The sequence below is a fragment of the Bordetella pertussis 18323 genome (assembly GCF_000306945.1).
Lineage (GTDB): Bacteria > Pseudomonadota > Gammaproteobacteria > Burkholderiales > Burkholderiaceae_B > Bordetella > Bordetella pertussis.
This window is the reverse complement of the sequence record NC_018518.1, coordinates 976,958-1,001,908: the sequence shown is the minus strand read 5'-3', so window position 1 is coordinate 1,001,908 and position 24,951 is coordinate 976,958. Positions and strand designations below refer to the sequence as shown.

Sequence of the window (24,951 nt, the reverse complement as noted above, 5' to 3'; positions counted from 1 at the left end):
TTACTCCCGCATGGGCAGCTCGTCCGCCCAGGATGGCGCGCCCGCAGCGCGATAAGTGGCCTGGCCGCCCACCAGGGTGGCCAGCACCTGCGTGTGGCGGATCTCGTCCGGGTCGACGGCGCACGGATCGCGGTCCAGCACGATCAGGTCGGCCAGCTTGCCGGGACTGAGCGTGCCCTTGCGCGCGGCCTGCCCCTCGGCGCGCGCCGGATTGGCGGTATAGCAGCGCATCGCCTCCAGCGGCGTAATGGCCTGCCCGGCACCCAGGCTGGCGCCCGACGCGGTCTTGCGCGTCACCATGGACCACATGCCGAGGAACGGATTGCGCTCGCACACCGGCGCGTCGGAGTGCGCGCAGACCAGCACCCCGCGGTCCAGCATGTCGCGGTGCGGCCACATCCAGGGCGATTGCGCAGATAGGCATCGCCCAGGTTGTAGGCAAAGCCCGCCGCCGACGAGTCGATCACGCCCAGCGCCGCCATGCGCTGCTGGATGGCCGGCGGCGCGCAGCAGCAATGCTCGATGCGTGGCGGCACCGCGCCGGGGTGGGCGCGCAGGCCCTGCTCGAAGGCATCCAGCGCGAAGTCGATGCCGCGGTCGCCGTTGCCGGTGGCGGCCGCCTGCAGGCCCGCCGCCATCACGCGTCCGACCTTGGCGGCCAGGTCCTCGGCGGAGAAATTCACGTCGCCACGGTTGGCGGGCCGGCCATCGCCTCCCTCCTCGCCCACGTACGGCTGGTAATAGGCCGCCGTGCGGCCGCTGGTGCTGCCGTCCGAGCCATACTCCACGCCCAGCAGGTACAGCCGGTCATCGCCCGCGCCAAAGCGCAGCCCGGCCGCCAGCGTCTCGTCCACCAGCCGCTGGTCGCGGCCGTTGAGCATCATGCCCACGCGCACCGGCAGGCGGCCCGCGCCGTGCAGCGCGCGGTAGGCCTGCACCGCCAGCGCGCTGGTCAGGGCGTTGTGGACGCTGGTGATGCCCATGCGCCCCATTTCCGCGAACAGCGTCGGGAAGCCCTCCAGGTAGTCGTCCAGGCTGTCGGCGGCGGCGATATGGGTCGTGAAGGCGAACACGCCGCGCCCGCGCGCCAGGCCGGTGGCGGCGTCCAGGCAATGCGGCGGCACCTGCGCCGCCAGGCCGCTGGCCAGCAACGCGGCCAGGGCCGGCGCGCTGGCCAGTCCGACCTGCGCATCGCGGCGCAACAGGAACACCGGCCGGCCGGGCGCCGCCTGTTCGAGCGCCTGGCGCGCGGGATAGCCGCCGCTGTGCGTATCGTCGAAGCGAAACCCCAGGTACCAGGCGCCGGCCGGCATGCGCCGGTGGAAATCGGCGATGCGCGCCAAGAGCGCCTGCTGCGTCGCCACCTGCGATACGTCGTCCCAGCGCCCGGCCTTGACCGCCTGCCCGTCGGGGTGGCAATGGCTGTCGTTGATGCCCGGCATCACGCACGCGCCGCCCAGCCCGATGCGGCGCGTGCCCGGCCCGGCCAGCGCCAGACAATGCGCATCCGAACCCACCGCGATGATGCGGCCGGCGGCGATCGCCACCGCCTGGGCCTGCTCCAGCTTGTCGTCCAGCGTGGCGATGCTGCCGCCATGCAATACCAAATCCGCGTACATCGTCATGGTGCGTTGCTCAGCCCGTGATCACCTTGACGTACTCGTTGTAGATGCGGTCCTGGTTATCGCCATGCCAGGTGTAGTTGGCCACCACCTGCTGGCGGAAGTTCTCTTCGTCGGTCGGGTTGTCCTGGCGCAGCTCGGGCGGCACCAGGGCGTTGGCCGCCGGGTTGGCCGGGCCGTTGCCCATCAGGCGCAGCAGTTCGATCTGGCTTTCAGGCGATTGCGTCGACGCGATGAAGTCGAACACCTTGCGGCCGGCCGGGTTGCCCTTGGGCACCAGCCACCCCGCCGGGATCAGGATGCCCTGGTTCCAGGTGAAATCGATGGTCGACCCCGGTTCGCGGCGCATCACGGTGGCGCGCGTATGCCAGACCAGGCCCATAGTGGCCTCGCCCTGGCGCAGCAGCTGCTGGCTCTCGGCGCCGGTCTTCCAGAAAATGGTCTTGTCCTTGATGGCAGCGATCTTGTCCAGCGCGCGCCGCTCGTCGATGGGATACAGCTGGGACGCATCGGCCGGCACGCCGTCGGCCATCAGGGCCGCTTCCAGCGTGGCCAGCACCCGGTCGGGCAGGATGCGCGTGCCGGGGAAGTCCTTGGTGTTCCAGAAGTCGGCCCAGGTGCGCGGCGGCCGGTCGCCAAAGGCCTTCTTGTCGTAGGTCAGCACAAAGCTGTAGATGAAATGCGAGACGCCGAATTCGCTGCTGAAGCCCGGGCGCACCTTGTTGCGGTCGACCACGCTGTAGTCGATGGGCTCCAGGTAGCCGCGCTTGCCCAGCGAGTGGCCCGCGGCCAGGTTGGCGTCGCACACGTCCCACGCCACGTTCCGGGACTCGACCATGGTGCGGATCTTGCCGAACGACGGCCCCGTGCCGTCGAACTCGACCTTGGTGCCGGTGGCCTTCTCGTACGGCTTGCCCCACACCAGCGGCTGGTTCTTGATGGCGTCGCCGCCCCAGTTGTACACGACGATGCGGTCGGCGGCGGCCGCGGCGGGCCGCATGGGCGCCAGCGACGCCAGGCCTGCCGCGCCCAGCATGCCCAACAGCTGGCGTCGGCGCGCCGACGTCAGTCCGGGAGATTGCAGCGCCAGTTCGGCGGCGTCGGCCAGCCAGCCATCCTGCGGTACAGACATCTTCATGGTATGCGTCCTCGCATGGGAACTTGGGGAAAAACCATAGTGATCACCGGGCCGGCTTCATGCAATATATGAGTTTTGCACCTGTCCGTACTATCCCTAGGTCTCCCCCTGATGTCACCCTTACCCGTCGGCCTGGCCAAGCCCAAGGCGCTGCACGAGCCCAGCTTTGCGCAACTGGGCGTATTCCATGCGATCATGATCACCAGCTCGGTGTCGCGCGCGGCCCGGCTGATGGGCATGACGCAATCGGCCGCCAGCAAGATGCTGCGCCAGCTCGAGGACGACACCGGGCTGCGCCTGTTCGAGCGCCAGCACCAGCGGCTGGTGCCCACGCCGCACGCGCAAGGCCTGCAGGACAGCGTCGAGCAGCTCTACGGCGCCTACGGGGTGGTGCAGCGCCAGATCAACAGCCTGGCCGACCCGGACACGGGCCATGTCAACGTGGCCGCCATCCCGACGCAGGCCACGACCTTCCTGCCGCAGGCCATCAAGCGGCTGCGCGAGCGCTACCAGGGCATCACGGTCACGGTCGAGATCCTGGCCAACCAGCCCATCGTCGACCGCGTGCAGAGCGGCCAGGCCGATTTCGGCCTGGTGCACGACATCACCCCGTCGGTGTCCACGCTCAATGAAGACCTGGGCCTGCAGCATGTGGTGTGCGTGGCGCCGGCCGGCCACCGCTATGCCGGCCTGCCGCACGTCGCCGCGCACGACCTGAGGAACGAGACCTTTCTTTCGTACGGGCCGCAGACCAACTTCGGCGCCATGCTGGAGACGGCCTTCGCCTCGGCCGGCGTGCGCATGCCGGTGGCGGTGGAAGTCACCTCGTCGGCGGCCCTGCTGGCCCTGATCCGCGCCGGCGTGGGCGTGGGGCTGGTCGAGCCGGCCGCCATCGCGCCCTTTGGCGCCACCGGCTTCGTCATCAAGCCCTTCCTGCCGGCGCTGCCGGTGCGCTCGCGCATCGTGCGCTCGCGCCTGCGCCCGCTCACGCGCCATGCCGAACTGCTGCTCGAAGCCTACCGCGCGGTCGTGCTGCAGGCGCGGCCCGACAGCTTCCAGGCCTAGGCGCTCAAGGCGCCGGCCTGTGCCCCGCCATCCCGTAGGCGTCGTGGATCAGCCGGTCGACGGCCTGGTACATCTGGCGCAAACGGTCGAAACGGCCCGCGTCGCGGGTGATCGGATCGGCGCTGTTGGCCATCTCGATGATGGGCAGGGCCACCATTTCCACCGGGGTATCGGGCCGCAACTCGCCCTTTTCGACCGCGCGGCGCACCCCCGCCACCACGCTGCGCTGCAGCTCGTGCGAATAGCGCGCCAGCGCCTCGCGCGCCGCCGGCGTGATCAGCGCGCTTTCCAGGCGCATGCGGGCGATCAGGCTCCAGGGATGGCTGGTGTCGCCCTGCGGGTTGCGCTTGAGATAGCGCATCTCGTTGAACTGCATGCTGAGCTGGATCTTCTGCGATAGCGTGGAGTCCGACAGCCAGATCTGGTCGAAATGGCCGATCGTACGCTGGCAATACTCGATCGTGACGTCTTCCACCAACTCGTGCTTGTGCCGGTAGTGATAGTGGATATTGCCGCGCGTGCAGTCGAGCGCCTGGGCGATCTGCTGAAACCGAAAGCCCGAGCTGCCGTGTGCGATCAGCATATCGGTGGCGACTTCCTTGATGCGCTCTTTCATGGGAACCTGAGCCGGGGTTGCCTTCACCGTGTCCTTGCCTCCTCCGATGTCATGCCGGGCGGCCCGCCGCGCCACGGCAAACAGTGCATTCTAGGGCCTGTTGCGCGCGCTCGGCTACGCCGCCGTCAGGCCGCCGTCGAGCACCAGCGTGCTGCCGGTGGCGAACGAGGCGTCGTCGCTGGCCAGGAAAACGATGGCGCGCGCCACTTCCTCGGGCTGGCCGAGGCGGTTCATGGGCTGGCGCGCCGCCAGGCTGGCGCGCAAGGCTTCGGGATCGTCGCTGCGCGCGTAGATCTCGCGGAAGTACGGCGACTCGATCGTGCCCGGCGCCACGCAGTTGATGCGGATCCCCTCGGTGGCGTGGTCCAGCGCCATGGCGCGCGTCAGCGCCGCCACCGCGCCCTTGGAGGCGCAATACGCGGCGCGCTGGCGCAAGCCCACCAGCGCGCCCGCCGACGCCGTATTGACGATCACGCCGGCCCCCTGGCGCTGCATGATCGGGATGACGTACTTGCAGCCCAGGAACACGCCGTCGACGTTGACGCGCATCAGCGCCGACCAGTCGGCCTCGTCGGTATCGACCACGGTGGCGGCGATACCGTAGCCGGCATTGTTGACCAGCACGTCGATGCGCTCCCAGCGCGCCGCCACGGCGTCGACCAGGGCGCGCACCGATTGCGCCTCGCCCACGTCGGCCTGGCGCGCCTCGGCGCGTCCGCCCTCGGCCACGATGGCCTGCGCGACGCGCTCGGCCGCTTCGATGGCCTTGTCGGCCACCACCACGACCGCGCCCTCGCGCGCCATCAGGCGGGCCGTGGCCTCGCCGATTCCCGAGCCCGCGCCGGTCACGATGGCGATCCTGCCGGATAAGCGTTGCGTCATGTCCTGCTCCCGGCTCAGCCGATGGTAAAGCGCGCCAGATGGCGGCGGATCGTGGCCAGCACGCTTTGCGCCACCAGCCATGAAGTCTTGGGATTGGCCGGCGACGGCGCGTTGACCAGCTCGATCTGCATCTCGCCCAACGGGCTGCGCACCTGGATGCGGTGCTGGTTGCCGCGCGCCTGCGGATCGACCACCACCTCCACGCGCGTGCGCGTCATGCCGATGCCGGCCAGCGCCAGCGTGGCCGCCACGTTCAGATTCTTGGGAAAGCGCAGCGCCGCCTCGCGCGCCGGTCCGCTGAACAGCGTGCGGCTTTCGGCCAGCGTATCCGGGTCTATCCCCATGCCGGGCAGTTCGGCGCGCCAGGCCGCCACGGGTTTGCGCGATTCGTACACCACTTCGGCGTCGTCGCGGCCCGCCACGGCCTGCAGGTAGTCCAGACCGGCGATCGCCCCGGCCGGCACGCGGATCCGGGCGCCGCCGGCCTCGGCCGCGGCGATGAGGCGTGCGCGCAGGGCGTCATCGGCCAGCGCGCCGGCCGAGCAGATGATCATGTCCAGGCCGGCCGTCAGGCAGCCCTCGGCGTGCTCGGCAATCGCCTGCTGGCCGGCCGCCTCGACCACCAGGTCGGGACGCCAGGCCAGCAGGCCGGGCAAGCCGTCGAGCAAGGCGACGCGCCCGGCCAGCGCGGGCGGCAGGTCCGCCGCGTTGCGCGTCAGCGCGGCCAGCTGGCACGGCTGCGCGGCGTCGGCCAGCAGGCCGGCGGCCACGTCCGAGGCGATGGCGCCCAGGCCGATGAATGCAATGCGATGCGTCATAGGGAATGATGTCCAAACCAATCGAGCAGCGCGGCGACGTAATCGGCGCCGCGCACAATGGGAAAGAAATGGCCGCCATGCTCCAGCGGGCGCAATTGCGCCCCCGGCAGCACGCGCGCCAGCTGCTGCTGCAGCGCGAACGGCACGATCTGGTCGTCGCGCGCGCCCAGCACCAGCGCGGGCGCGTCCAGCCCCGGCAGATCGTCCAGGCGATCGTACGCCAGCAAGGCGGCGATGCGCTCGCGCACCACGGCGACCCGCTGCGCCGGCCACGGCGCTGCCGCCGCCGGCACGGCTTCGGGATGCGCCAGCAACCAGGCGGCCGGATACGACAGATAGGCGCCCGCCTGCTCGTACAGCGCCGGCGACGCCGCCAGCAGCGCGGCCCGCATGGCGAACAGCGACTGCATATAGGCGTTGCGCCCGCCCCAGGTGCCGCCCAGCACCAGGCTGGCCGCCCGCGCGGGCGCCGACAGGGCCATCTCCTGCACGATGCAGCCGCCGGTCGAATGCCCCACCAGATGGGCGCGTTCGATGCCGCGCGCATCCAGCACGGCCCAGGCGTCGGCGGCCAGCCGGGCGATGTCCACCGCGGCATCGCCGCGCGTGGAGCCGGCCACGCCGCGCTGGTCGAACACCACGCAGCGCCGCCCTTGCAGGCCGGCCGCCACGGGCGTCCAGAAGGCGCCCGTGCCGCCCAGCCCGCTGACCAGCAGCACGGCCTCGCCCGCGCCCGTCTCGCGCGCCGCCAGGCGCGCGCCGTCGGGCAGGATCACGGTGAAATCCGTCATGCGCTGCCGGATCACTTGGCCGCGCGGGCCGCTTCGATCTCTACCAGGAACTGCTCGCCGCCCGGCGCCGCCTTGGCGATCTGATCCCACGCGCCACGGGCCGCCTCGCGCAGCGGCGCCTGGTCGGGGTACTGCACCTGCACGCCGCGCTGCTTGAGCACGTCGAACGCCTCGGCCAGCTTCTGGTCCTGGAACTTCACCGCCACCTGCATGGATTCACGGCCCGCTTCCTCGACAGCCTTGCGCACGTCCTCGGGCAGGCGGTCGAACTTGGCCTTGGAGATGATGAACAGGCTGGGCAGCTGGTGGGCGGCGGTCACCGAGTAATACTTGATCACTTCGGCAAAGCCATCGGCCACGGTCTGGTCGGGGCTCAGTTCGGCGGCGTCGACCACGCCGTTCTGCAGGCTGAGGAACAGTTCGGCGTAGGCGGTCGGCGTGGGCTGCGAACCGAGGGCGCGATAGGCCTCGACGAAGCCCGGCGACTGGATGACCCGCACCTTCAGGCCCTTCATCGCCGCCAGGTCGGGAACCGGCTTCATCGACGCCAGGCTGCGCGCATACACCGCGCCCCAGCCCAGCCCGACCATGTTGTACTTGGGCAGCACGTCCAGCAGGCGATCGCCAACCGGGCCCTGCATGATGCGGTTGGCCTCTTCGTAGTCGGTGAACAGGTACGGCAGCGACAGGACGCGGTATTCGCGCACCGTGTTCTCCAGCGAGGCCTGGGCGATGATCATCGCATCGACCACGCCGGTGCGCGCGCCCTGCACCAGCTTGAGCTCGCCGCCCAATCCGCCGGACGGATACAGGGTGACCTTGACCTTGTCGCCCACCTTCTGCTTCATCAGCTCGGCGAAATGCAGGCCGGCCACCTGGTACGAGCTGGTGTCGCCCAGCGCGTGGCCGATATTGATCTGGATGGGCTCGGCGCTGGCGCCGAACGAGGCGCCGGCCAGTGCGAGCGCGGCAAACAGGGATTTCACGACGTTCATGTTGCGCTTCCTTGGGAAGTGACAGGGTTCAGAAAAAGCGGGCGTACAGCACCGGCCCGTAGGTAATGATGATCAGGTCCAGCAGCAGCACGCCCAGGAATACCGACAGCGGGCGCATCAGGCGCTCCATCGACACGCGGGCTATGCCGCATACCAGGAACAGGTTCACCCCGACCGGCGGCGTGACCATGCCCACCGCCAGGTTGACGATCACGATCAGCCCGAAATGCACCGGGTCGATGCCCAGGCTGACGGCCACCGGCGCCAGCACCGGGGCCAGGATCAGGATCGCCGCGAAGGTCTCCATGAACAGGCCCACCACCAGCAGCGCGATGTTGACCAGCAGCAGGAACACCAGCGGGTTGTCGGACACGCCCAGCAACAGCGCGGCCACCTGCTGCGGCGCCTGGTAGAGCGACAGCACATAGGCGAACACCGACGCGAAGCCCACGATCAACAGGACGATGCCGGAGGTCACCGCCGACGACCAGAAGATCTCGGGCAGGTCCTTCCACTTGATTTCGCGGTAGATGAACACGCTGACCACGAAGGTATAGGCCACCGCCACGACCGCGGCCTCGGTGGCGGTGAACAGCCCGCCGTAGATGCCGCCCAGGATGATCACCGGCATCAGCAGCGACAGGCTGGCCCGGCGCAGCGCGCGCCAGACGTTGAGCGCCCATTCGCCCACGCTCACGCGCTGCGAACCGCCGTAATCGCCCAGGCGCGACATGATGAGAATGGTGATGATCAGCGACAGGCCGATCAGCAGGCCGGGCAGGATGCCGGCCACGAACATCTGCGCCACCGACGTGCCGGTCAGCATGGCGTAGATGATCATCGGCACCGACGGCGGCAGGATCACGCCCAGCTCGCCGCTGGAGGCCACCACCGACGCGGCGAACGGACGCGGATAGCCGCGCCGCTCCATCTCGGGAATCATCACCGAGCCGATGGCCGCGGTGGTGGCCGAGGACGAGCCGCAGATAGTCGAGAAGAACATGGTGGTCAGCACCGCGGCGCCGCCCAGGCCGCCCTTGACCCAGCCGATCAGCGCCAGGCCCAGGTCCATCAGCCGCCCGGCGATGCCGCCGGTCTGCATCAGGCGCCCGGCCAGCACGAAGAACGGCACGGCCATCAGCGCGAACGAGTCCATCGACTCGAACATGGTCTGGGGCACGGCCAGCAACGGCACGTCGCGCGCCAGCAGCGCCGGCAGCGGCGCGATGCCCAGGCTCAGGGCCACGGGGATGCTGGCGGCGAACAGCAGCAACAGCAGAACAACGGCTGAAAGCATGATTACTCCTGGGCTTCTTGCTGGCTGGCGTGGCGGATGTCGATGCCTTGCAGCAGGCATTCGGCGATCAGCGTCGCGGTGTTGAGGAACATCAGTCCGAAACCCACCGGCATGGCCAGGTAGATCCAGGTCTTGGGCATGGACAGCACCGGGCTGGTCTCGATCGCGCCGAACTCCATGAACTCCAGGCCCAGGTAGATCATCAGCGTGAAGAACACCAGGCAGCCCAGCAGCGCGGCAAAGCGCAGCGCGCGCCCCAGCGGCGCGGGCAGCAGCGTCACCACCAGCTCCAGCGCGATCAGCTGCGCCTTGCGGCAGGCCACGCCGGCGCCGAGAAAGATGATCCAGATCATCAGGTAGCGCGATACCTCTTCGCTCCACGGCGCGGCCACGTTCCAGCCCAGCCCGGTAAGCAGGAAGCGCACCGACACCTGCCACAGCGTGCACAATGTCATGCCCAGCATCAGTCCGGCCATCAGCCAGCACGCCAGGCGATTCAGGCCATCGACGGCCCTGATCAATTTCATGGTTTTTCCCCTGTGTAATCGTGTAGCGCCACCCGTACGCCGGCGATGGCGCGATCGCGCCAGCCGCGCTTGGCCTCCAGGCGCTCCAGCGGCAGCGCGGCGCGCATCGCGCCATCCAGCGCGCTGATCAGCTCGGCATCGACCGGCGCGGGCAAGCCCTGGCCGGCCGCCATGTCATTGAAGATGTGGCCGTAGCGCTGCAGGTAGTCGGCAATCCCGCCCGGCGCATTCAGGTCCACCCCCTCCAGCGGCCCCAGCGTCGCCCAGCGCAGGCCCAGCCCCTGGCTGATCAGGGCGTCGGCGTCCGCCGGCGAAATCACGTCGTCGGCGATCACGCGGAACATCTCCATCAGCAAGGCGCCTTGCAGCCGGTTGAGCACGAAGCCCGGAATCTCTTTCCTGATGCGCACCGGATGCTGCCCCAGCGAGCGCATGAACGTCTCGGCGCCGGCCAGGGCCTGCGGGTCGGTCCAGGCCGACGCCGCCATCTCCACCACCGGCGACAGATGCGGCGGCGTCATGGGATGCGCGACCAGGCAGCGCGCGCGCCCGGCCAGCGCCTCGGTGAACTGGCTGGCGCCATAGGTCGAGGTCGAACTGGCCAGCAGCGCATGGCCCGGCGCCAGCGCGTCCAGTTCGGCGAACAGCGTGCGCTTGAACGCCAGGTTCTCCGAAACCGCTTCCTGCACGTAATCCGCGCGGCCCACCGCCGCCGCCAACGCGTCGGTCGCGCCGATGCGCGCCGCCACGTCGCCGGGCTGCTCGCCCGCCCGCAACAAGGACGCGCTGCGCTCGATCATGCCGGCCAGCCGCGCCGGCAGTCCGGCCAGGCAGGCCGCGTCGCGCTCGACGATGGTCACTTCCAACCCGCGGCGCGCGAACACAATGGCCCAGGAGGCGCCGATGATGCCGCCCCCGATTACTGCTACGTGATTCATGATGGCTTGTTACTGGATGGGCGAGAACGAAACCGGCTTGAGAATGCGGGTCTGCTGCAGATCGATCAGGTCGGTCACCCGCTCCAGGTACGCCTGCCACTGGGGATCGGCCAGCATGCGCGAGCGGGCCGCGTCGCGTTCATCCAGGCTGTCGTAGGCCCACCAGGCCACCACGTGGTTGAGCTCGCCGATCTCGGACATGAAATAGCCCAGGAAGCGGCCCAGGTACTTCTTCTGCAGCGCCAGGCCGTGCGCTTCGTAGGTGGCCACGAAAAGGCCGGCCTTGCCCGGCTTGATGCGGTAATCGCGTTCTTCGATAAACACTGGAACTTCCGTACTGGTAGAGGTGAAACGGGACGAGCGGCTCAGGACTTGGCGGTCCAGCCGAACACCGTATTGGCTTCGATGCGGTCGATGTCGGCCGGGCGCGCGAACGACTGCGGCGCCGGTTCGCCCGGCTGGCGCATGCGGCCGATCTGGCGAAAGAAGTCGTCCAGCCCGCCCGGCATGAGGATCCAGAAGAACGACAGGGGCTCGGGCCCGGCATTGAGAAAGCTGTGCTTGCGCGACTTGCCCAGGAACAGACAGGCGCCCGGGGCCAGCGGATGCTCGACGCCGTCGATGAGCGCCGTGCCGGTCCCTTCGGTGATGAAGATCACTTCCTCGCGGTCGTCATGGAAGTGCTCGCGCACGTGGCAGCCCGGCGCGACCGTCTGGGTGCCGGCGCTGAAATCGACCGAGGCGCCGGTGTTCGCGCGGTTGAGCAAGGTGCGCACGAAGCCGTTGGCCGGCACCGGCTGCCAGAAGCTGTCGCCCTCGTCCGGCCCCACCACCACGGCGATGCCGGGCTCATGCTGCTGTTTCATATTGCGCTCGTTTTACTGACATGACAGTCAGTATATGGACGAGCAAGCGCGGGCAATACTAGGGAATTCCCGAAAAACTGACAATTATGTCAGGACAGGCAGTTATTCGTAGCGTGCGCGCAACTCGGACTCCATGCGTCCGATGTGGCTCGGTTGCAGGTGCCTTGTATCTTTCCTCCGGTGGTGATTAGCTATCACCACCGCACGCCGATGACCGCGAGTTGGTGCCCAAAGCGAGGACTTTGTGGGACAGATAGCGGCTCGGCAGCGCACTGCTGGGCCGGCGAGACACTGGACGGTATCGTAGGGCGAGGACCCTGTATGTACAAGGCAAGTGGGCGCAGTGGCTGACAGCAGTTTGTTATCTGCAGGAGGCCAAGTCCATGTTTTCATAGGTATTGATGTATCAAAGGCCAAGCTGGATTGCACGTTGCTGACGGCTGAGGCTGACAAGCGTAAGACCAAGGTGGTGGTCAACACCGCCGCGGGCGTACAAGCCCTGCTGGCGTGGTGCGCCAAACACGGCGCACAGCCGGCGCAGTTGCACGCCATCCTGGAGCCTACGGGTCTGTATCACGAGCAAGCGGCCACGGCGCTGCCCCAGGTCCGGGTCTCTTTGGTCAATCCCGCCCAGGCCCGGGACTTTGCCAAGGCCTTGGCGCTGCGCTCCAAAAATGATGCGCTCGACAGCTACGTGCTGGCTCGCTATGGACAGACGCTGAGCCCGGCGCTGTGGCACCCGGCGCCCTTGCATGCGCGTCAACTGCGCGCCTTGTTGACGCGACGCGAGGCGCTGAGCAAGGATCTGTTGCGTGAGCTCAATCGCAAAGAGAAGAGCCAGTTCAGCCCCTCGGCGCCCTTGGTCGATGGTTCCATCGACAAGGCCATCGCGTTCTTGCGCGAACAGATCAAACAAATCGAGCGGGCGATCGATCAGCACATCGACAACCACCCCGACCTCAAGCAAGACTGCGAGCTGCTGAACTCCATCCCCGCCATCGGGCCTCAGGCCGGCAACGCCATCCTGGCCGTCATGCACAATCGGCATATCGACTCCGCCCAGAGCCTGGCCGCCTATCTCGGGGTGGTCCCTGTGCAGCGCCAATCCGGCAGCAGTCTGAACAGCTGCGCACGCCTGTCCAAAGCCGGCCCCTCCCAGGTGCGCGCCACGTTATACATGGCGGCCCTGGTTGGGACCCGCCACAACCCCCACATCCGCGCCCTTTACCAGCGCCTGCTCAAAGCAGGAAAAAGCAAAAAGGCCGCGCTGGGCGCGGCCATGAGAAAACTGGTGCATCTGTGCTTCGGGGTCCTCAAAAACCGCATCCCCTACCAGCCCAATTACGCCATGAACGGTTGACTGCCAAGACGGTATCTGTCCCCGCGGGGACAGGCACCGCCGCGCCGCAAAAGAAAAAGGCCCTTGATTGCTCAAGGGCCTTTTTGATCTTTGGCGGAGATGGTGGGATTCGAACCCACGATGCAGTTTTTAGCCACATACTCCCTTAGCAGGGGAGCCCCTTCAGCCTCTCGGGCACATCTCCAAAAGAGTCGAGGATTCTAGCACGATTTCCACTGCGTCTGCAGGCGCCCTGCCCCGAACAGCGAAAAATCGTGCCGATCCTTTCTTAGACCTGATCGCCCGGGACCTGGTCCAGGCCGAATGCCTTGTGCAGCGAACGCACGGCCAGTTCCATGTACTTGTCGTCGATGATCACCGAGGTCTTGATCTCGCTGGTGCTGATCATCTGGATGTTGATGCCTTCCTGCGACAGCGTCTGGAACATCAGGCTGGCCACGCCCACGTGCGAACGCATGCCGATGCCGACGATCGACACCTTGGCGACCTTCTCGTCGGTGACCAGTTCGCGCGCGCTCACTGCGGGGATGACCTCGCGCTTGAGCAGGTCCAGCGTGCGCTGGTATTCGTTGCGATTGACGGTGAACGAGAAGTCGGTGGTACCGGCCACCGACTGGTTCTGCACGATCATGTCGACATCGATATTGGCCGCAGCCACCGGGCCCAGGATCGAATAGGCGATGCCCGGCTTGTCCGGCACGGCCAGCAGGGTGATTTTGGCTTCGTCGCGGCTGAAGGCGATGCCGGAGACAACGGCGGCTTCCATTTTTTCGTCTTCCTCAAAAGTAATCAGCGTGCCCGAACGCATTTCTTCTTCGAGCGGGATAAGCGGGTCGGTCAGCGAGGACAGCACGCGGGTCGGAACATGGTACTTGCCGGCGAACTCGACCGAGCGGATCTGCAGCACCTTGGAGCCGAGCGAGGCCATTTCGAGCATTTCCTCGAACGACACCACCGCCATGCGGCGCGCTTCCGGCACCACGCGCGGATCGGTGGTGTATACGCCGTCGACGTCGGTGAAGATCAGGCACTCGTCGGCCTTGATGGCGGCCGCCACGGCCACCGCCGAGGTATCCGAACCGCCGCGGCCCAACGTGGTGATGTGCCCGTCGTCGTCCACGCCCTGGAACCCCGTCACGATGACCACGCGGCCGGCGTCCAGATCGGCCAGCACGCGCTTGTCGTCGATCGACTTGATGCGGGCCTTGGTATAGGACGAGTCGGTGCGCACCGGCACCTGCCAGCCCGCGTAGCTGCGCGCGGGCACGCCCTCGGCCTGCAGGGCGATGGCGAGCATGCCGCTGCTGGCCTGCTCGCCGGTGGCGGCGATCATGTCGAGCTCGCGGCCGTCGGGCTGCGGGCTGATTTCGCGCGCCAGGCTCAGCAGGCGATTGGTCTCGCCCGCCATGGCCGACGGCACCACCACGACCTTGTGGCCGGCAGCATGCCACTTCGCGACGCGGCGCGCCACGTTCTTAATGCGCTCGACCGAGCCCATCGAAGTACCGCCATACTTTTGAACGATCAGGGACATCTCGTACTCTGGCTGACAAGCCCGCATAGGGTCTGGGCGGGCAAAGCTGAGTATTTTAACGCGACGGTAAAAATTTGCGCAGCGCCGGCGCGCCAGGCCCTAATCGTCGATCCAGACGCGGCCGCGCTCGCAGCGCACGACGCGCCCCGCGTGTTGCCAGCGCAAGTGGCGGTCGTGGCCCAGCGCGTGCAATTGGCGCAACTGGCGCTGCAGTTCCGCCAGCCGCGCCTCGGTCGGCATCGGCGCGTCCTGGCTGGCCAGCCAGTGCCGCAACGCCTGCGCCTGGCGCGCCGCCGACAGGCCGCGCCAGGCCGCCAGCGAAAAACTGCGGCCGGCATCGGCCGGCTCCAGCGTAGCGAAATCGGCCTGCGCCACCTCGGCCACGATCTCGGCCGCCTCGGCCATTTGGCGCGCATGGCGCGCCACGATGGCCTGCCAGCCGGGCCAGCGCGCGTCCAGCGCCGGGGCGAGCTGCGTGCGCACGGCGGCGCGCGCATAGCGCGGGTCGGTATTGGTGGGGTCCTGCACCGCCTGCCAGCCGCACTGCGCGCGCACCGCGCCGGCCAGCGCCAGGATGGCTGCGTGGTCGACGTCCAGCCAGGGTCGCAGGTAGGCCACGCCATCGCGCTCGCTGAACGGCGCCATGGCCGCCATGCCCTGCAGGCCGGTGCCACGCAGCAAGCGCAGCAGGACGGTCTCCGCCTGGTCGTTGCGGTGATGCGCCAGCAGGATATGCCGCACGCCATGCTGGCGGGCCAGCCCGGCCAAGGCCTGGTAGCGCGCCAGGCGGGCGGCGGCCTCCATGCCCAGCCCCTGGCCCGGCGGCACGGTGACGCGCGCCTCGTCCACCGGCACGCCCAGCAGCGCGCCCAGGCCGCGCACCTGCGCGGCCCATTGGTCGGCCGCCGCCTGCAGCCCGTGGTGGACATGGAACAGGCGCAGCGTGCAGCCGGGCGGCAAGGCCGCGGCCGCCGCCACGGCCAGCATGGCCGAATCGGCGCCGCCGCTGACGGCCACGGCCAGCCGCGCCGGCGCGGGATCCAGGGCGCGCAGGGCGGCCGCCACCGGCCGGCGTAAGGCCGCGGGGCATAGATCGGAAAGAGAGGGAGCCGGCGCTGCGGGGGAGGTGGACATGGTGGCTGGCGGCGCCGGCGTGACGCGCTGGCGGGCTGGCGTGGCCAGCCCGCGCGGCCGCTAGTTGTGAACTGTCAATAGGTTGTATTCGTCCAGGTTGAGTCTGGAGATGGGTACAGCGCGCCCGATGCCTTGGTGGGTCGATGCCAGTTGTAGTGGTGTAGCCAGGATTTCATGGCATCGGCTCGGTGTTGGGAGTTCTGGTAGGTGTGAGCGTAAGCCCACTCACGCAAGGCCGACTGGATGAAGCGTTCGGCCTTGCCATTGGTCTGTGGGCGGTAAGGTCGGGTAAAGCGGTGCTTGATGCCCAGCTCATGGCACAGCGCGGCGAAGGCGCGGCTGCGAAAGGCCGAGCCATTGTCGGTGAGCAAGCGCTGGATGGTCACGCCCAGGCGCTGGTAGTAGGCCACTGCGTCCTTGAGGAACTGGACGGCGCTGGGGAAGCGCTCGTCGGGGTGGATGTCGGTGAAGGCCACGCGGGCGTGGTCATCGATGGCCACGAAGACGAAGTCCCAGCCGGCCCCCTCAACGGTATCGCGTCGGTTGCCCGTGACCCGGTGGCCAGGGCGCTGGATACGTCCCAGCTTCTTGATGTCGATGTGCAGCAGATCGCCGGGGGCCTGATGCTCGTAGCGCACCACCGGCTCGGCCGGCTCCAGGTCGGCCAGGTGCGACAGACCGGCGCGGGCCAGGACGCGGCTGACGGTGCTGGCTGACACGCCCAGCGCCTGGGCGATGCGCGCTTGGGTCAGCCGCTTGCGGCGCAGCTCCACGATAGCCAGCGCCTTGGCCGGCGCAATCGCTCGGGGCGAGACCGTCGGGCGCGAGGACGCATCGGCCAAGCCCGCCTGGCCCTGAGCCAGGAAGCGGCCCAGCCATTTGCGCACAGTCGGCGCGGTGACCCCATGGGCGCGGGCCGCTTCAGGCACACAAACTTGATGGGCGATCAATTGCTGGACCATTTCGAGTCGACGTAGGAAGGTCAATCGGGCATGCTTATGGGTGTTCATCCGGCCGGGCTCCTTGAGTGAACTGGGGGGGTGGCGATTTCCAGTTTCTCAAATCCGGTTCGGATGAACCATGCATACAACCTATTGAATCTTCACAGCTAGGCGCGGACTTCCTGGAAGCGTCCGTACGACATCAGGCGCTGCAGGCGCTGGTCGACCAATTGCTCGGGCCCCAGGCCCTGCAGCTGGCGCAGGGCGTCGCCCAGGGCCCGGCGCAGCAGGCGCGCCATCACGCGCGGGTCGCGGTGGGCGCCGCCGACCGGCTCGTTGACCACGCGGTCGACCAGGCCCAGGTCCTTCAGGCGCGGCGCGGTGATGGCCAGCGCCTCGGCCGCCTCGGGCGCCTTGTCGGCGCTGCGCCACAGGATGGACGCGCAGCCTTCGGGCGAAATCACCGAATAGGTTGCGTACTGCAGCATCAGCACGGCGTTGCCGACCGCGATGGCCAGCGCGCCGCCCGAACCGCCCTCGCCGATCACGGTGCAGATGACCGGCACCTTTAGCTCGGCCATGGCGTACAGGTTGCGGCCGATCGCCTCGGACTGGCCGCGCTCTTCGGCGCCGATGCCGGGATAGGCGCCCGGCGTGTCGATGAAGGTGAAGATGGGCAGGCGGAACTTCTCGGCCAGGCGCATCAGGCGCAGCGCCTTGCGGTAGCCCTCGGGGCGCGGCATGCCGAAGTTGCGCGCGGCGCGCTCCTTGGTGTCGCGGCCCTTCTGGTGGCCGATGACCATGCAGGCCGAGCCGTTGAAGCGGGCCAGCCCGCCGACGATGGACTGGTCGTCGGCGTACATGCGGTCGCCGTGCAGCTCATGGAAGTCGGTGAAGATTTCGCGCACGTAGTCCAGCGTGTACGGGCGCTGCGGATGGCGCGCCACCAGCGCGGTCTGCCATGGCGTCAGCTTGCCGTAGATTTCCTTGGCCAGGTTCTGGCTCTTTTGCTGCAGGCGGCCGATTTCGTCGGAGATGTCCACCGCGGAGTCGGCCTGCACGTAGCGCAGCTGCTCGATCTTGTTCTCAAGCTCGGCGAGCGGTTGTTCGAATTCCAGGAAAGTATTGCGCATGTAAGTGAGGTTCCGTTGATGGGCGGCCTGGCCGGTTCAGTACTGGACCGCTGCCGGTTCCAGACTGCGCCACAAATACCAGGTCGCCACGGTACGCCAGGGCTGCCATGCCAGCGAGACCTCACGGGCCTCGAAGCGCGAAACGGGCTCGCCGCTGAAATAGTGTAACGAGATTGCCTTCAGCAGCCCAAGATCATCCAGCGGCAGGACGTCGGGGCGCTGCAGATTGAAAATCAAAAACATCTCCGCCGTCCAGCGGCCGATGCCGCGGATCGCGACCAGCTCGGCGATGACGGCCTCGTCGTCCATGGCGGCCCATTTCTCCGGATGCACCAGGCGCTGCCCGAAATGGGTGGCCAGGTCCACCAGGTACTCGGCCTTGCGCTGCGACAGGCCTGCCGCGCGCAGCGCCGGCACGCCGGCGCGCAGCACGGTGGCCGGCGTGGGACGCTTGCCCACGGTCTCCAGGAAGCGCTGCCACAGCGCGTCGGCGGCCTTGACCGAGATCTGCTGGCCGATGATGGCGCGCGCCAGCGTCACGAACGGCGAGCCGCGCGAGGTCAGCCAGGTTTCACCGTGCTGGGGGATGATCCGTTTGAGAATGCGGTCGCGGCGCATCAGGTGCGCAACCGCGTCGTCCCAGTATTCGGGCTTGACGATGACGATATCGGCGCTGGACATGGAGCTGTGCTTCCCCGCCTCAGGCGCGACGCCATTGCGTCAGGCCGCCGGGCTTGTCGTCGAGCTCGATGCCGGCCGCGCGCAGCTCGGCGCGGATCGCGTCGGCGCGGGCGAAGTCGCGCGCCGCCTTGGCGGCCGCGCGCTCGGCGATGCGCGCCTCGATGGCGGCGGCGTCCAGCGCCGCGGCGGGCGCGCCCTGCCCGCGGGCGGCGGCCGAATAGCGCGTGGGCGACTGGAAATAGGCCGGCGGATCCTGCTGCAGCAGGCCCAGCACCGCCCCCAGCGCCTTGAGCTGGCCGGCGGCGCGCGCGCTGCCGGTCCGGTTGGCCTCGGAAGCCAGCTCGAACAGGGCGGCGACCGCCCCGGAGCTGTTGAAATCGTCGTCCATGGCGGCCTTGAAGGCCTGCGCCTGCGGCTCCTCGCTCCAGTCCACGCCCTGGCCGTCGGCCGCGGTGTTCTGCAGCGCCTGGTACAGCCGATCGAGCGCGTTCTGCGCGTCGACCAGGTTGTCCGGCGCGTAGTTCTGCGGGCTGCGATAGTGGTTGCGCACGATGAAAAAGCGCAGCATCTCGGCCTCGCGCGGATTGACCGCGTACTCGGCCTGCGTGTCCGACAGCGGACCCTGCGCGATGGTCTGGCGGATGGTGCGGAAGTTGCCCAGCGACTTCGACATCTTGTCGGCGTCGACCATCAAGGGGCCGCAATGCATCCAGACATTGGCCAGCGCGCCGCCGAACGCCCCTTCGGTCTGGGCGATCTCGTTCTCGTGGTGGGGAAACTTCAGGTCCGGGCCGCCGCCGTGGATATCCAGCGGCAGGCCGAGCAGGGTCTTGCTCATGGCCGAGCATTCGATATGCCAGCCCGGGCGGCCCAGCCCATAGGGCGACTCCCATTTGGTGTCGTCCGGCTCCTGCGGCTTGGCCGACTTCCACAGCACGAAATCCAGCGGATCCCGCTTGGCCGAACCCACCGCGACGCGCTCGCCGGCGCGCAGGTCGTCGAGCGACTTGCCCGACAGCTTGCCGTAGTCGGCGAACCCGCGCACCGCGTAATTGACATCGCCGTCCTCGGCCCGGTAGGCCAGGCCCTTGCTCTCCAGGCGGCCGATGATGTCCAGCATCTCGCCCACGTACTGCGTGGCGCGCGGCTCGCGGTCGGGCGGCTGCACGCCCAGGGCGCGTTCGTCCGCGTGCATGGCGGCGATGTAGTATTCGGTGACCTCGCCGATGCGCCGGCCGGTCTCGACCGCGCGGCGGATGATCTTGTCGTCGATGTCGGTGATGTTGCGCACGTAGTCGACCGCCAGCCCGCTGGCGCGCAGCCAGCGCTGCACCACGTCGAAGGCCACCAGCATGCGGGCGTGCCCGAGGTGGCAATAGTCGTAGACGGTCATGCCACACACGTACATGCGCACCTGGCCAGCATGGGCCGGCTTGAACGGTTCTTTGGTACGCGACAACGTGTTGTAGATGTGCAGCATGGCGCTCTGGAATTGTTGGAAAGGTTGCGCGGGCAAGGCAGCACCGCCGCCGCGCCCAGGCTGCCCCGGGGCGCCGCGGCGGGCCCGCCGGCAGGCACGTGGCGCCGGCCCGGACAGCCTGCACGGCCGCGCTCGAGCCTGAAACGCAACCAGGGCTAAAATGGCGATCGTCAAGTATAGCAAGCGGCCTGACTGCACGCGCAGCGCGCGGTTCCCCGGGCCTTACTACGGATGCCATCGTGACCACCAAGCCGCGCCTTTGCACTGCCCTCCTGACCCTGGCCATCGCCGTATCGGCCAGCGCCCCCGTGCTGGCGCAATCGATGGCCGGCGGCTCGGCCAAGAACCGCTACGCCAACCAGACCAAGCTGGACCCCTACCCGCCCGAAGGCGGCTGGCAGGGGCTGGCCAACCTGCTGGAGGCCGCCAAGCCCGGCGTGGACACGCGCCTGGACCCCACGCCCTCGCAGATCACCGACCGCATCGAGGAGCTGCTCAACCGCGGCGCCAACGAAGAGGCCCTCAGCCTGATCGAGCGGCGCGAGGCCGCCATCAAGGGCCAGCGCGGCGCCGACGTGCAGCTGATGTTCCAGCACGCCCGCGCGCTGGCCGCGCTGGGTCGCGCCGACGAGGCCATTGCGGTATACAGTGACATGACGACCCAATTCCCGGAGCTGCCCGAACCCTGGAACAACCTGGCGGCCCTCTATGCCTCGCGCGGTGAACTCGAACGCGCCCAGGACAGTCTACAGATGGCCCTGCGCGCGAATCCCGACTACGCCGCCGCGCGCGCCAACCTCGGCGACATCCAGCTGATGATGGCCCTGCGCACCTACCGCCAGGAGGAGGCTCGCGGCGTCCCGGGCATGAAGGCTCGCGTCGAGGAAATCGAATCCCTGTTGAAGGATAAACAGCCTAAATGATGTCCCGCCATTTTCCGCTTAAGATGCTGCGCCTGACGGCGTGCACGATCGCGCTGGCAGCCATGCTGCCCGCAGGCGCGGGCGCCCAGCCCGCCAACTCCACCCCCACTTCAAAAGGCACCTCATCCATGAGCACGAATCCCCGCGTCAAGCTGCACACCAACCAGGGCGACATCATCATCACCCTGAATGCCGAAAAGGCGCCCAAGAGCGTGGAAAACTTCGTCGCCTATACCAAGGACGGCTTCTATGACGGCACGGTGTTCCACCGCGTCATCGACGGCTTCATGATCCAGGGCGGCGGCTTCGAGCCCGGCATGAAGCAAAAGCCCACCAAGGCGCCCATCGAGAACGAGGCCAACAACGGCCTGAAGAACGACAAATACACGCTCGCCATGGCCCGCACCAGCGATCCGCACTCGGCCACCGCGCAGTTCTTCATCAACGTGTCCGACAACGACTTCCTCAACTTCACCGCGCCCACGCCCAACGGCTGGGGCTACGCCGTGTTCGGCGTGGTCACCGAGGGCACCGAGGTGGTCGACAAGATCAAGAACGTCAAGACCGGCAACCGTGGATTCCACCAGAACGTGCCGGCCGAGGACGTGATCATCGAAAAGGCCGAAGTCCTTGAATAAGCTGGCGCTGCAGGGGCCGTTGTGGCTGGCTTCCGACCTGCACCTGGGGCCGGCCACGCCGGCCACCGCCGAAGCATTCCTGGGACTGCTGCAGGCCGCCGCCGACGAGGCGTCGGCCCTGCTTCTTCCGGGCGACATCTTTGACGCCTGGATCGGGGACGACGTCATCCGGGCCGCGCCGCCCTGGCTGGCGGCGGTGCTGCATGGCATCCGCGCGGCCGCCGGGCGCATTCCGGTTTACCTGGGCCGCGGCAACCGCGACTTCCTGATCGGCCAGGAGCTGGCCGACGCGCTCGGCGCGCATCTGCTGCCCGAGCCGGTGCTGCTCGAAACCGACTACGGCCGCATCCTGCTCACGCACGGCGACGAGTACTGTACCGACGACAGCGCCTACCAGCAGTTCCGCGCCATGGTGCGCAACCCGCAATGGCAGGCGCAGTTCCTGGCCAAGAGCATCCCCGAGCGGCTGGCCATGGCCGAGCAGGCCCGCGGCGAAAGCCAGGCGGCCAACCAGGCCAAGTCGATGGAAATCATGGACGTCAATCCGGCGGCCGTCGAGGCCGCCCTGCGCGAGGCCGACGTCGATGTGCTGGTGCATGGCCACACCCACCGGCCGGCGCGCCATGTGCTGTCGGTCGACGGCCGCAAGCGCGAACGCTGGGTGCTGCCGGACTGGGACTGCGACCACGCCGATCCGCCGCGCGGCGGCTGGCTGGTCATCGACCGCGATGGCCTGCAGTGCTTCGACCTGGTCGAAGACGAAGATTGAAGGCCCCGTCATGAGGCCCCTGTCCTCGCAGGAATCCTGGTGCCAGTCCCCGCATGGGGACTGGCGCCTGCAAGATGGCGTCTGCCCGTGCGGGTGCCTGTCCCCGCGGGGACAGGCACCCCGTCATGCGCCATGAACGCTTGACGGCCAGGACGGCATCTGTCCGCGCCGGGAAAAAGAGCCTGTCCCCGTCGGGACAGGCTCTTTTCATTTGGCGTAGATCCAGGCGGCCACCACCAGGCCCAGGGCGATGCGGTACCACGCGAACACGCGGTAGGTATGGTTGGCCACGAAGCGCAGCACCGCGCGCACGACCACCAGCGCACTGAGAAAGGCCGCCACGAAACCCACGGCGATGGCCGACATGTCGTGCTGGCTGAGCAGGCCGATATTGCGGTACAGGTCGTAGACCGCCGCGCCCAGCATGGTCGGCATGGCCAGGAAGAACGAGAACTCGGTGGCGGTCTTGCGCTGGATCCCGGCGATCATGCCGCCGATGATGGTCGCGCCCGAGCGCGAAACGCCCGGGATCATGGCCACGCACTGCGCCACGCCCACGCCCAGCGCCTGCTTGGCGCTGATCTGCTCCAGCGTATGGGCGCTGGCGCGCTCGTCCGAGGCGGTATCGTCGGCCGCGCCGGGCGCGTCGCCCGGCGTGTGCGGCGCGCGCCGCTCGACCCACAGCATGATGAACCCGCCCACCACCAGCGTCACCGCTACCACGCCCGGGTGGTAGAAGACCTGCTTGATGGACTTGATGAAGATGGCGCCGATGACCGCCGCCGGCAGGAACGCCAGCAGCAGGTTGCGCGTGAAATTGACCTCCTGGCGCACCCCGGTCAGGGTGCCGCGGATCAACTGCCACAGGCGGGCCCGGAATATCCACATCACGGCCAGAATGGAGCCGAACTGGATGACCACCTCGAACACCTTGCCCGAGCTGGACGCGAAGTTGATCCAGTCGCCGATGACGATCAGGTGCCCGGTGCTGGACACCGGGATGAACTCGGTCAGGCCTTCGACGATGCCGAGAAAGAATGCCTTGAGCAGGTGGAGCGTGCTATCAGTCACTAAACAGTATCCGGGTAAGAACGGTTAATCGGCGTCGGCCGCCTCGCTTTCGTCGACGGTGTCGTAGGGCAGGCGCTCGACCCGCACCAGCGCCACGCGCCGCCCATCCATCTGCAGCACTTCGAAGCGCACGCGCCGATGATGGGATCCTTCGAATTCGCAGGTGTCGCCGGGCTTGGGCAGATGGCCGAAACGGGCCAGCAGGTAGCCTGCCAGGGTGGAGTAGTCCTCGGACTCGTCGATCAGCCCCTCGATCTCCAGCACCTGCTCCAGGTGATGCAGGTCGGCGGCGCCGTCGACCTTCCAGACGTTTTCGCTCTCGGCGACGATGTCGGGCAGTTCGTCCTCGTCGGGGAACTCGCCGGCGATGGCCTCGAATACGTCGATGGGCGTTACCAGCCCTTCGATGGCGCCGAACTCGTCGGCCACCAGCACCAGCTGGCCGCGCGAACGCTTGAGGGTGTCCATCAGGCGCAGGATGCCGATCGACTCGTGCACGATGATGGGGTCGCGCAGGCGATTGCGGCGCACCCGCCCTTCCGTGATCAGGTCGGCCACCAGGTCCTTGGCACGGCCGATGCCCACCACTTCGTCCAGCGAGCCCCGGCACACCGGGAAGAAACTGTGCGGCGCGGCGGTCAGCTGCTGGCGGATGGTGGCGGCGTCATCATCGATATTGACCCACGACACATCGGTGCGCGGCGTCATGATGGACCGGATGGAACGCTCGGCCAGCGTCAACACGCCGCTGACCATGTTGCGCTCTTCCACGCCGAACGCCGGCACGGCGGGCATGGCGCTGGGCAGGTCGGATTCGTCGCTGGCGGGCGGGCGCTTGCCCAGCATGCGCAGCACCGCCGTGGCGGTGCGCTCGCGCATCGGACGGCGCGCGTCCAGCTTGAGCAGGTTGCGGCGCGCCACCTGGTTGAGCGCCTCGATAGCCACGGAAAAGCCGATGGCGGCATACAGGTAGCCCTTGGGCACCTTGAAGCCGAAGCTCTCGGCCAGCAGCGAAAAGCCGATCATCAGCAAAAAGCCCAGGCACAGCACCACCACCGTGGGGTGCGCGTTGACGAAGCGCGTCAACGGCTTGGACGCCAGCAGCATGATGCCGATGGCGATGATGACGGCGATCATCATGATGGCCAGGTGGTCCACCATGCCCACCGCGGTGATGACCGAATCCAGCGAGAACACCGCGTCCAGCACCACGATCTGGGTCACGATGACCCAGAAGCTGGCATAGACGCGCGGGCCGCCTGTGTCCAGGCTCTGGCCGCCTTCGATGCGTTCGTGCAGCTCCATGGTGCCCTTGAAGAGTAGGAACAGGCCGCCCAGCATGAGAATCAGGTCTCTGCCGGAAAACGACATCGGTCCCACGGAGAACCACGGCGTGGTCAGCGTGACCAGCCAGGACATCACTGACAGCAGGCCCAGGCGCATGAGCAGCGCCAGGCTCAGCCCGACGATGCGCGCGCGGTCGCGCTGCGCGGGGGGCAGCTTGTCCGCCAGGATGGCTATGAAGATAAGGTTGTCGATCCCCAGTACGATTTCGAGGACGACCAAGGTAAGCAGGCCGACCCACGCGGCGGGGTCCTGCAGCCACTCCATCAGGAGCTCCGGAAGTTTTGGAACCGGTAATCGTACATGGAAATGCCATGACACGCCGGTGACGGCGCGCGGCCGCGCATCCAGCGTGGGCGCGGCCTGCCGGCCGATCAGCCGGCGTATG

Annotated in this window: 23 protein-coding genes, 1 tRNA gene and 2 pseudogenes; 5 read left to right on the top strand and 21 right to left on the bottom strand. The window is 68.0% G+C overall.

Annotation, left to right across the window (positions count from 1 at the left end; genetic code table 11):
• Window positions 1–1,625 (bottom strand): annotated as a pseudogene (locus BN118_RS04765) (amidohydrolase).
• 10 nt (window positions 1,626–1,635) lie between these two features.
• On the bottom strand, window positions 1,636–2,760 hold the full coding sequence (locus BN118_RS04760; RefSeq protein WP_010930640.1) for an ABC transporter substrate-binding protein: 1,125 nt from the start codon (window positions 2,758–2,760) through the stop codon (window positions 1,636–1,638).
• 111 nt (window positions 2,761–2,871) lie between these two features.
• Between BN118_RS04760 and BN118_RS04755 the strand changes: the two genes are divergently transcribed.
• Window positions 2,872–3,825 (top strand): LysR family transcriptional regulator, encoded by a 954-nt coding sequence (locus BN118_RS04755; RefSeq protein ID WP_010930639.1) that lies wholly within the window; start codon window positions 2,872–2,874, stop codon window positions 3,823–3,825.
• 4 nt (window positions 3,826–3,829) lie between these two features.
• Here the strand turns inward: BN118_RS04755 and BN118_RS04750 are convergent, their stop codons facing one another.
• The 10 genes from BN118_RS04750 to BN118_RS04705 form a co-directional block, all read right to left on the bottom strand.
• The gene (locus tag BN118_RS04750) at window positions 3,830–4,468 is read right to left on the bottom strand and encodes a TetR/AcrR family transcriptional regulator (protein WP_003820136.1); all 639 of its coding nucleotides are present in this window, start codon (window positions 4,466–4,468) and stop codon (window positions 3,830–3,832) included.
• 87 nt (window positions 4,469–4,555) lie between these two features.
• On the bottom strand, window positions 4,556–5,323 hold the full coding sequence (locus tag BN118_RS04745; RefSeq protein WP_003820134.1) for an SDR family oxidoreductase: 768 nt from the start codon (window positions 5,321–5,323) through the stop codon (window positions 4,556–4,558).
• Window positions 5,324–5,337: 14 nt separating this feature from the next.
• Window positions 5,338–6,141: an aspartate dehydrogenase gene (locus BN118_RS04740; protein ID WP_003820133.1), complete on the bottom strand. Its 804-nt coding sequence runs from the start codon at window positions 6,139–6,141 to the stop codon at window positions 5,338–5,340.
• A complete protein-coding gene (locus tag BN118_RS04735; protein ID WP_010930636.1) occupies window positions 6,138–6,947 on the bottom strand; it encodes an alpha/beta fold hydrolase in 810 nt (269 codons plus the stop codon). Before BN118_RS04735 ends, BN118_RS04740 begins: the two co-directional genes overlap by 4 nt.
• Entirely contained in the window at window positions 6,944–7,927 is a 984-nt protein-coding gene (locus BN118_RS04730) for a TRAP transporter substrate-binding protein (protein WP_004568037.1), read from the bottom strand. Before BN118_RS04730 ends, BN118_RS04735 begins: the two co-directional genes overlap by 4 nt.
• Before the next feature lie 28 nt (window positions 7,928–7,955).
• Window positions 7,956–9,224 carry a TRAP transporter large permease gene (locus BN118_RS04725; RefSeq protein ID WP_003820128.1) on the bottom strand — a complete coding sequence of 423 codons (1,269 nt, stop codon included), beginning with the start codon at window positions 9,222–9,224 and terminating at the stop codon, window positions 7,956–7,958.
• Window positions 9,225–9,226: 2 nt separating this feature from the next.
• Window positions 9,227–9,751 (bottom strand): TRAP transporter small permease, encoded by a 525-nt coding sequence (locus BN118_RS04720; RefSeq protein WP_003810020.1) that lies wholly within the window; start codon window positions 9,749–9,751, stop codon window positions 9,227–9,229.
• Entirely contained in the window at window positions 9,748–10,689 is a 942-nt protein-coding gene (locus tag BN118_RS04715) for a 3-hydroxyacyl-CoA dehydrogenase (RefSeq protein WP_010930635.1), read from the bottom strand. The genes BN118_RS04720 and BN118_RS04715 overlap by 4 nt, the downstream gene beginning before the upstream one ends.
• Before the next feature lie 9 nt (window positions 10,690–10,698).
• Window positions 10,699–11,013 (bottom strand): NIPSNAP family protein, encoded by a 315-nt coding sequence (locus BN118_RS04710; RefSeq protein ID WP_003810016.1) that lies wholly within the window; start codon window positions 11,011–11,013, stop codon window positions 10,699–10,701.
• Between the two features lie 41 nt (window positions 11,014–11,054).
• The gene (locus tag BN118_RS04705) at window positions 11,055–11,555 is read right to left on the bottom strand and encodes a cupin domain-containing protein (protein WP_014905571.1); all 501 of its coding nucleotides are present in this window, start codon (window positions 11,553–11,555) and stop codon (window positions 11,055–11,057) included.
• A 343-nt stretch (window positions 11,556–11,898) separates the two neighbouring features.
• Between BN118_RS04705 and BN118_RS04700 the strand changes: the two genes are divergently transcribed.
• Window positions 11,899–12,915 (top strand): IS110-like element IS1663 family transposase, encoded by a 1,017-nt coding sequence (locus BN118_RS04700; protein WP_010930525.1) that lies wholly within the window; start codon window positions 11,899–11,901, stop codon window positions 12,913–12,915.
• 91 nt (window positions 12,916–13,006) lie between these two features.
• Here BN118_RS04700 and BN118_RS04695 read toward each other — a convergent pair.
• The 7 genes and pseudogenes from BN118_RS04695 to cysS all read right to left on the bottom strand — a co-directional run bounded on the left by BN118_RS04695 (window position 13,007) and on the right by cysS (window position 19,818).
• Window positions 13,007–13,099: transfer RNA gene (locus BN118_RS04695), tRNA-Ser, on the bottom strand.
• Window positions 13,100–13,183: 84 nt separating this feature from the next.
• Window positions 13,184–14,449 carry an aspartate kinase gene (locus BN118_RS04690; RefSeq protein WP_010930633.1) on the bottom strand — a complete coding sequence of 422 codons (1,266 nt, stop codon included), beginning with the start codon at window positions 14,447–14,449 and terminating at the stop codon, window positions 13,184–13,186.
• Between the two features lie 99 nt (window positions 14,450–14,548).
• Window positions 14,549–15,514, bottom strand: a complete 966-nt coding sequence (gene tilS, locus BN118_RS04685) for a tRNA lysidine(34) synthetase TilS (RefSeq protein WP_010930632.1) — start codon at window positions 15,512–15,514, stop codon at window positions 14,549–14,551.
• 129 nt (window positions 15,515–15,643) lie between these two features.
• Window positions 15,644–16,593: pseudogene (locus BN118_RS04680) on the bottom strand (IS481-like element IS481 family transposase).
• A 98-nt stretch (window positions 16,594–16,691) separates the two neighbouring features.
• Window positions 16,692–17,657 (bottom strand): acetyl-CoA carboxylase carboxyltransferase subunit alpha, encoded by a 966-nt coding sequence (locus BN118_RS04675; protein ID WP_003810007.1) that lies wholly within the window; start codon window positions 17,655–17,657, stop codon window positions 16,692–16,694.
• 36 nt (window positions 17,658–17,693) lie between these two features.
• On the bottom strand, window positions 17,694–18,338 hold the full coding sequence (locus tag BN118_RS04670) for a DNA-3-methyladenine glycosylase family protein (protein WP_003820119.1): 645 nt from the start codon (window positions 18,336–18,338) through the stop codon (window positions 17,694–17,696).
• Window positions 18,339–18,357: 19 nt separating this feature from the next.
• Window positions 18,358–19,818 (bottom strand): cysteine--tRNA ligase, encoded by a 1,461-nt coding sequence (gene cysS, locus BN118_RS04665; protein WP_014905569.1) that lies wholly within the window; start codon window positions 19,816–19,818, stop codon window positions 18,358–18,360.
• 239 nt (window positions 19,819–20,057) lie between these two features.
• On the opposite strand from cysS, the gene BN118_RS04660 reads away from it, so the two are divergent.
• The 3 genes from BN118_RS04660 (at window position 20,058) to BN118_RS04650 (ending at window position 22,148) form a co-directional block, all read left to right on the top strand.
• A complete protein-coding gene (locus BN118_RS04660; protein ID WP_010930629.1) occupies window positions 20,058–20,741 on the top strand; it encodes a tetratricopeptide repeat protein in 684 nt (227 codons plus the stop codon).
• Between the two features lie 128 nt (window positions 20,742–20,869).
• The gene (locus tag BN118_RS04655) at window positions 20,870–21,379 is read left to right on the top strand and encodes a peptidylprolyl isomerase (protein WP_003809999.1); all 510 of its coding nucleotides are present in this window, start codon (window positions 20,870–20,872) and stop codon (window positions 21,377–21,379) included.
• A complete protein-coding gene (locus BN118_RS04650) occupies window positions 21,372–22,148 on the top strand; it encodes a UDP-2,3-diacylglucosamine diphosphatase (RefSeq protein ID WP_019247344.1) in 777 nt (258 codons plus the stop codon). The genes BN118_RS04655 and BN118_RS04650 overlap by 8 nt, the downstream gene beginning before the upstream one ends.
• Window positions 22,149–22,355: 207 nt before the next feature.
• Here the strand turns inward: BN118_RS04650 and BN118_RS04645 are convergent, their stop codons facing one another.
• Window positions 22,356–23,219: an undecaprenyl-diphosphate phosphatase gene (locus BN118_RS04645; protein ID WP_010930627.1), complete on the bottom strand. Its 864-nt coding sequence runs from the start codon at window positions 23,217–23,219 to the stop codon at window positions 22,356–22,358.
• 24 nt (window positions 23,220–23,243) lie between these two features.
• Entirely contained in the window at window positions 23,244–24,830 is a 1,587-nt protein-coding gene (locus BN118_RS04640; protein ID WP_003809992.1) for a TerC family protein, read from the bottom strand.
• Between the last annotated feature and the right edge of the window lie 121 nt (window positions 24,831–24,951).

What these genes read in the sequence shown, in the direction of transcription:
- BN118_RS04675 (WP_003810007.1), bottom strand. Translation starts at nt 17,657, where the DNA reads ATGCGCAATACTTTCCTGGAATTCGAACAACCGCTCGCCGAGCTTGAG.
- BN118_RS04760 (WP_010930640.1), bottom strand. Translation starts at nt 2,760, where the DNA reads ATGAAGATGTCTGTACCGCAGGATGGCTGGCTGGCCGACGCCGCCGAA.
- BN118_RS04730 (WP_004568037.1), bottom strand. Translation starts at nt 7,927, where the DNA reads ATGAACGTCGTGAAATCCCTGTTTGCCGCGCTCGCACTGGCCGGCGCC.
- BN118_RS04640 (WP_003809992.1), bottom strand. Translation starts at nt 24,830, where the DNA reads ATGGAGTGGCTGCAGGACCCCGCCGCGTGGGTCGGCCTGCTTACCTTG.
- BN118_RS04740 (WP_003820133.1), bottom strand. Translation starts at nt 6,141, where the DNA reads ATGACGCATCGCATTGCATTCATCGGCCTGGGCGCCATCGCCTCGGAC.
- BN118_RS04670 (WP_003820119.1), bottom strand. Translation starts at nt 18,338, where the DNA reads ATGTCCAGCGCCGATATCGTCATCGTCAAGCCCGAATACTGGGACGAC.
- BN118_RS04745 (WP_003820134.1), bottom strand. Translation starts at nt 5,323, where the DNA reads ATGACGCAACGCTTATCCGGCAGGATCGCCATCGTGACCGGCGCGGGC.
- BN118_RS04720 (WP_003810020.1), bottom strand. Translation starts at nt 9,751, where the DNA reads ATGAAATTGATCAGGGCCGTCGATGGCCTGAATCGCCTGGCGTGCTGG.
- BN118_RS04705 (WP_014905571.1), bottom strand. Translation starts at nt 11,555, where the DNA reads ATGAAACAGCAGCATGAGCCCGGCATCGCCGTGGTGGTGGGGCCGGAC.
- BN118_RS04655 (WP_003809999.1), top strand. Translation starts at nt 20,870, where the DNA reads ATGAGCACGAATCCCCGCGTCAAGCTGCACACCAACCAGGGCGACATC.
- BN118_RS04725 (WP_003820128.1), bottom strand. Translation starts at nt 9,224, where the DNA reads ATGCTTTCAGCCGTTGTTCTGCTGTTGCTGCTGTTCGCCGCCAGCATC.
- BN118_RS04715 (WP_010930635.1), bottom strand. Translation starts at nt 10,689, where the DNA reads ATGAATCACGTAGCAGTAATCGGGGGCGGCATCATCGGCGCCTCCTGG.
- BN118_RS04690 (WP_010930633.1), bottom strand. Translation starts at nt 14,449, where the DNA reads ATGTCCCTGATCGTTCAAAAGTATGGCGGTACTTCGATGGGCTCGGTC.
- BN118_RS04755 (WP_010930639.1), top strand. Translation starts at nt 2,872, where the DNA reads ATGTCACCCTTACCCGTCGGCCTGGCCAAGCCCAAGGCGCTGCACGAG.
- cysS (WP_014905569.1), bottom strand. Translation starts at nt 19,818, where the DNA reads ATGCTGCACATCTACAACACGTTGTCGCGTACCAAAGAACCGTTCAAG.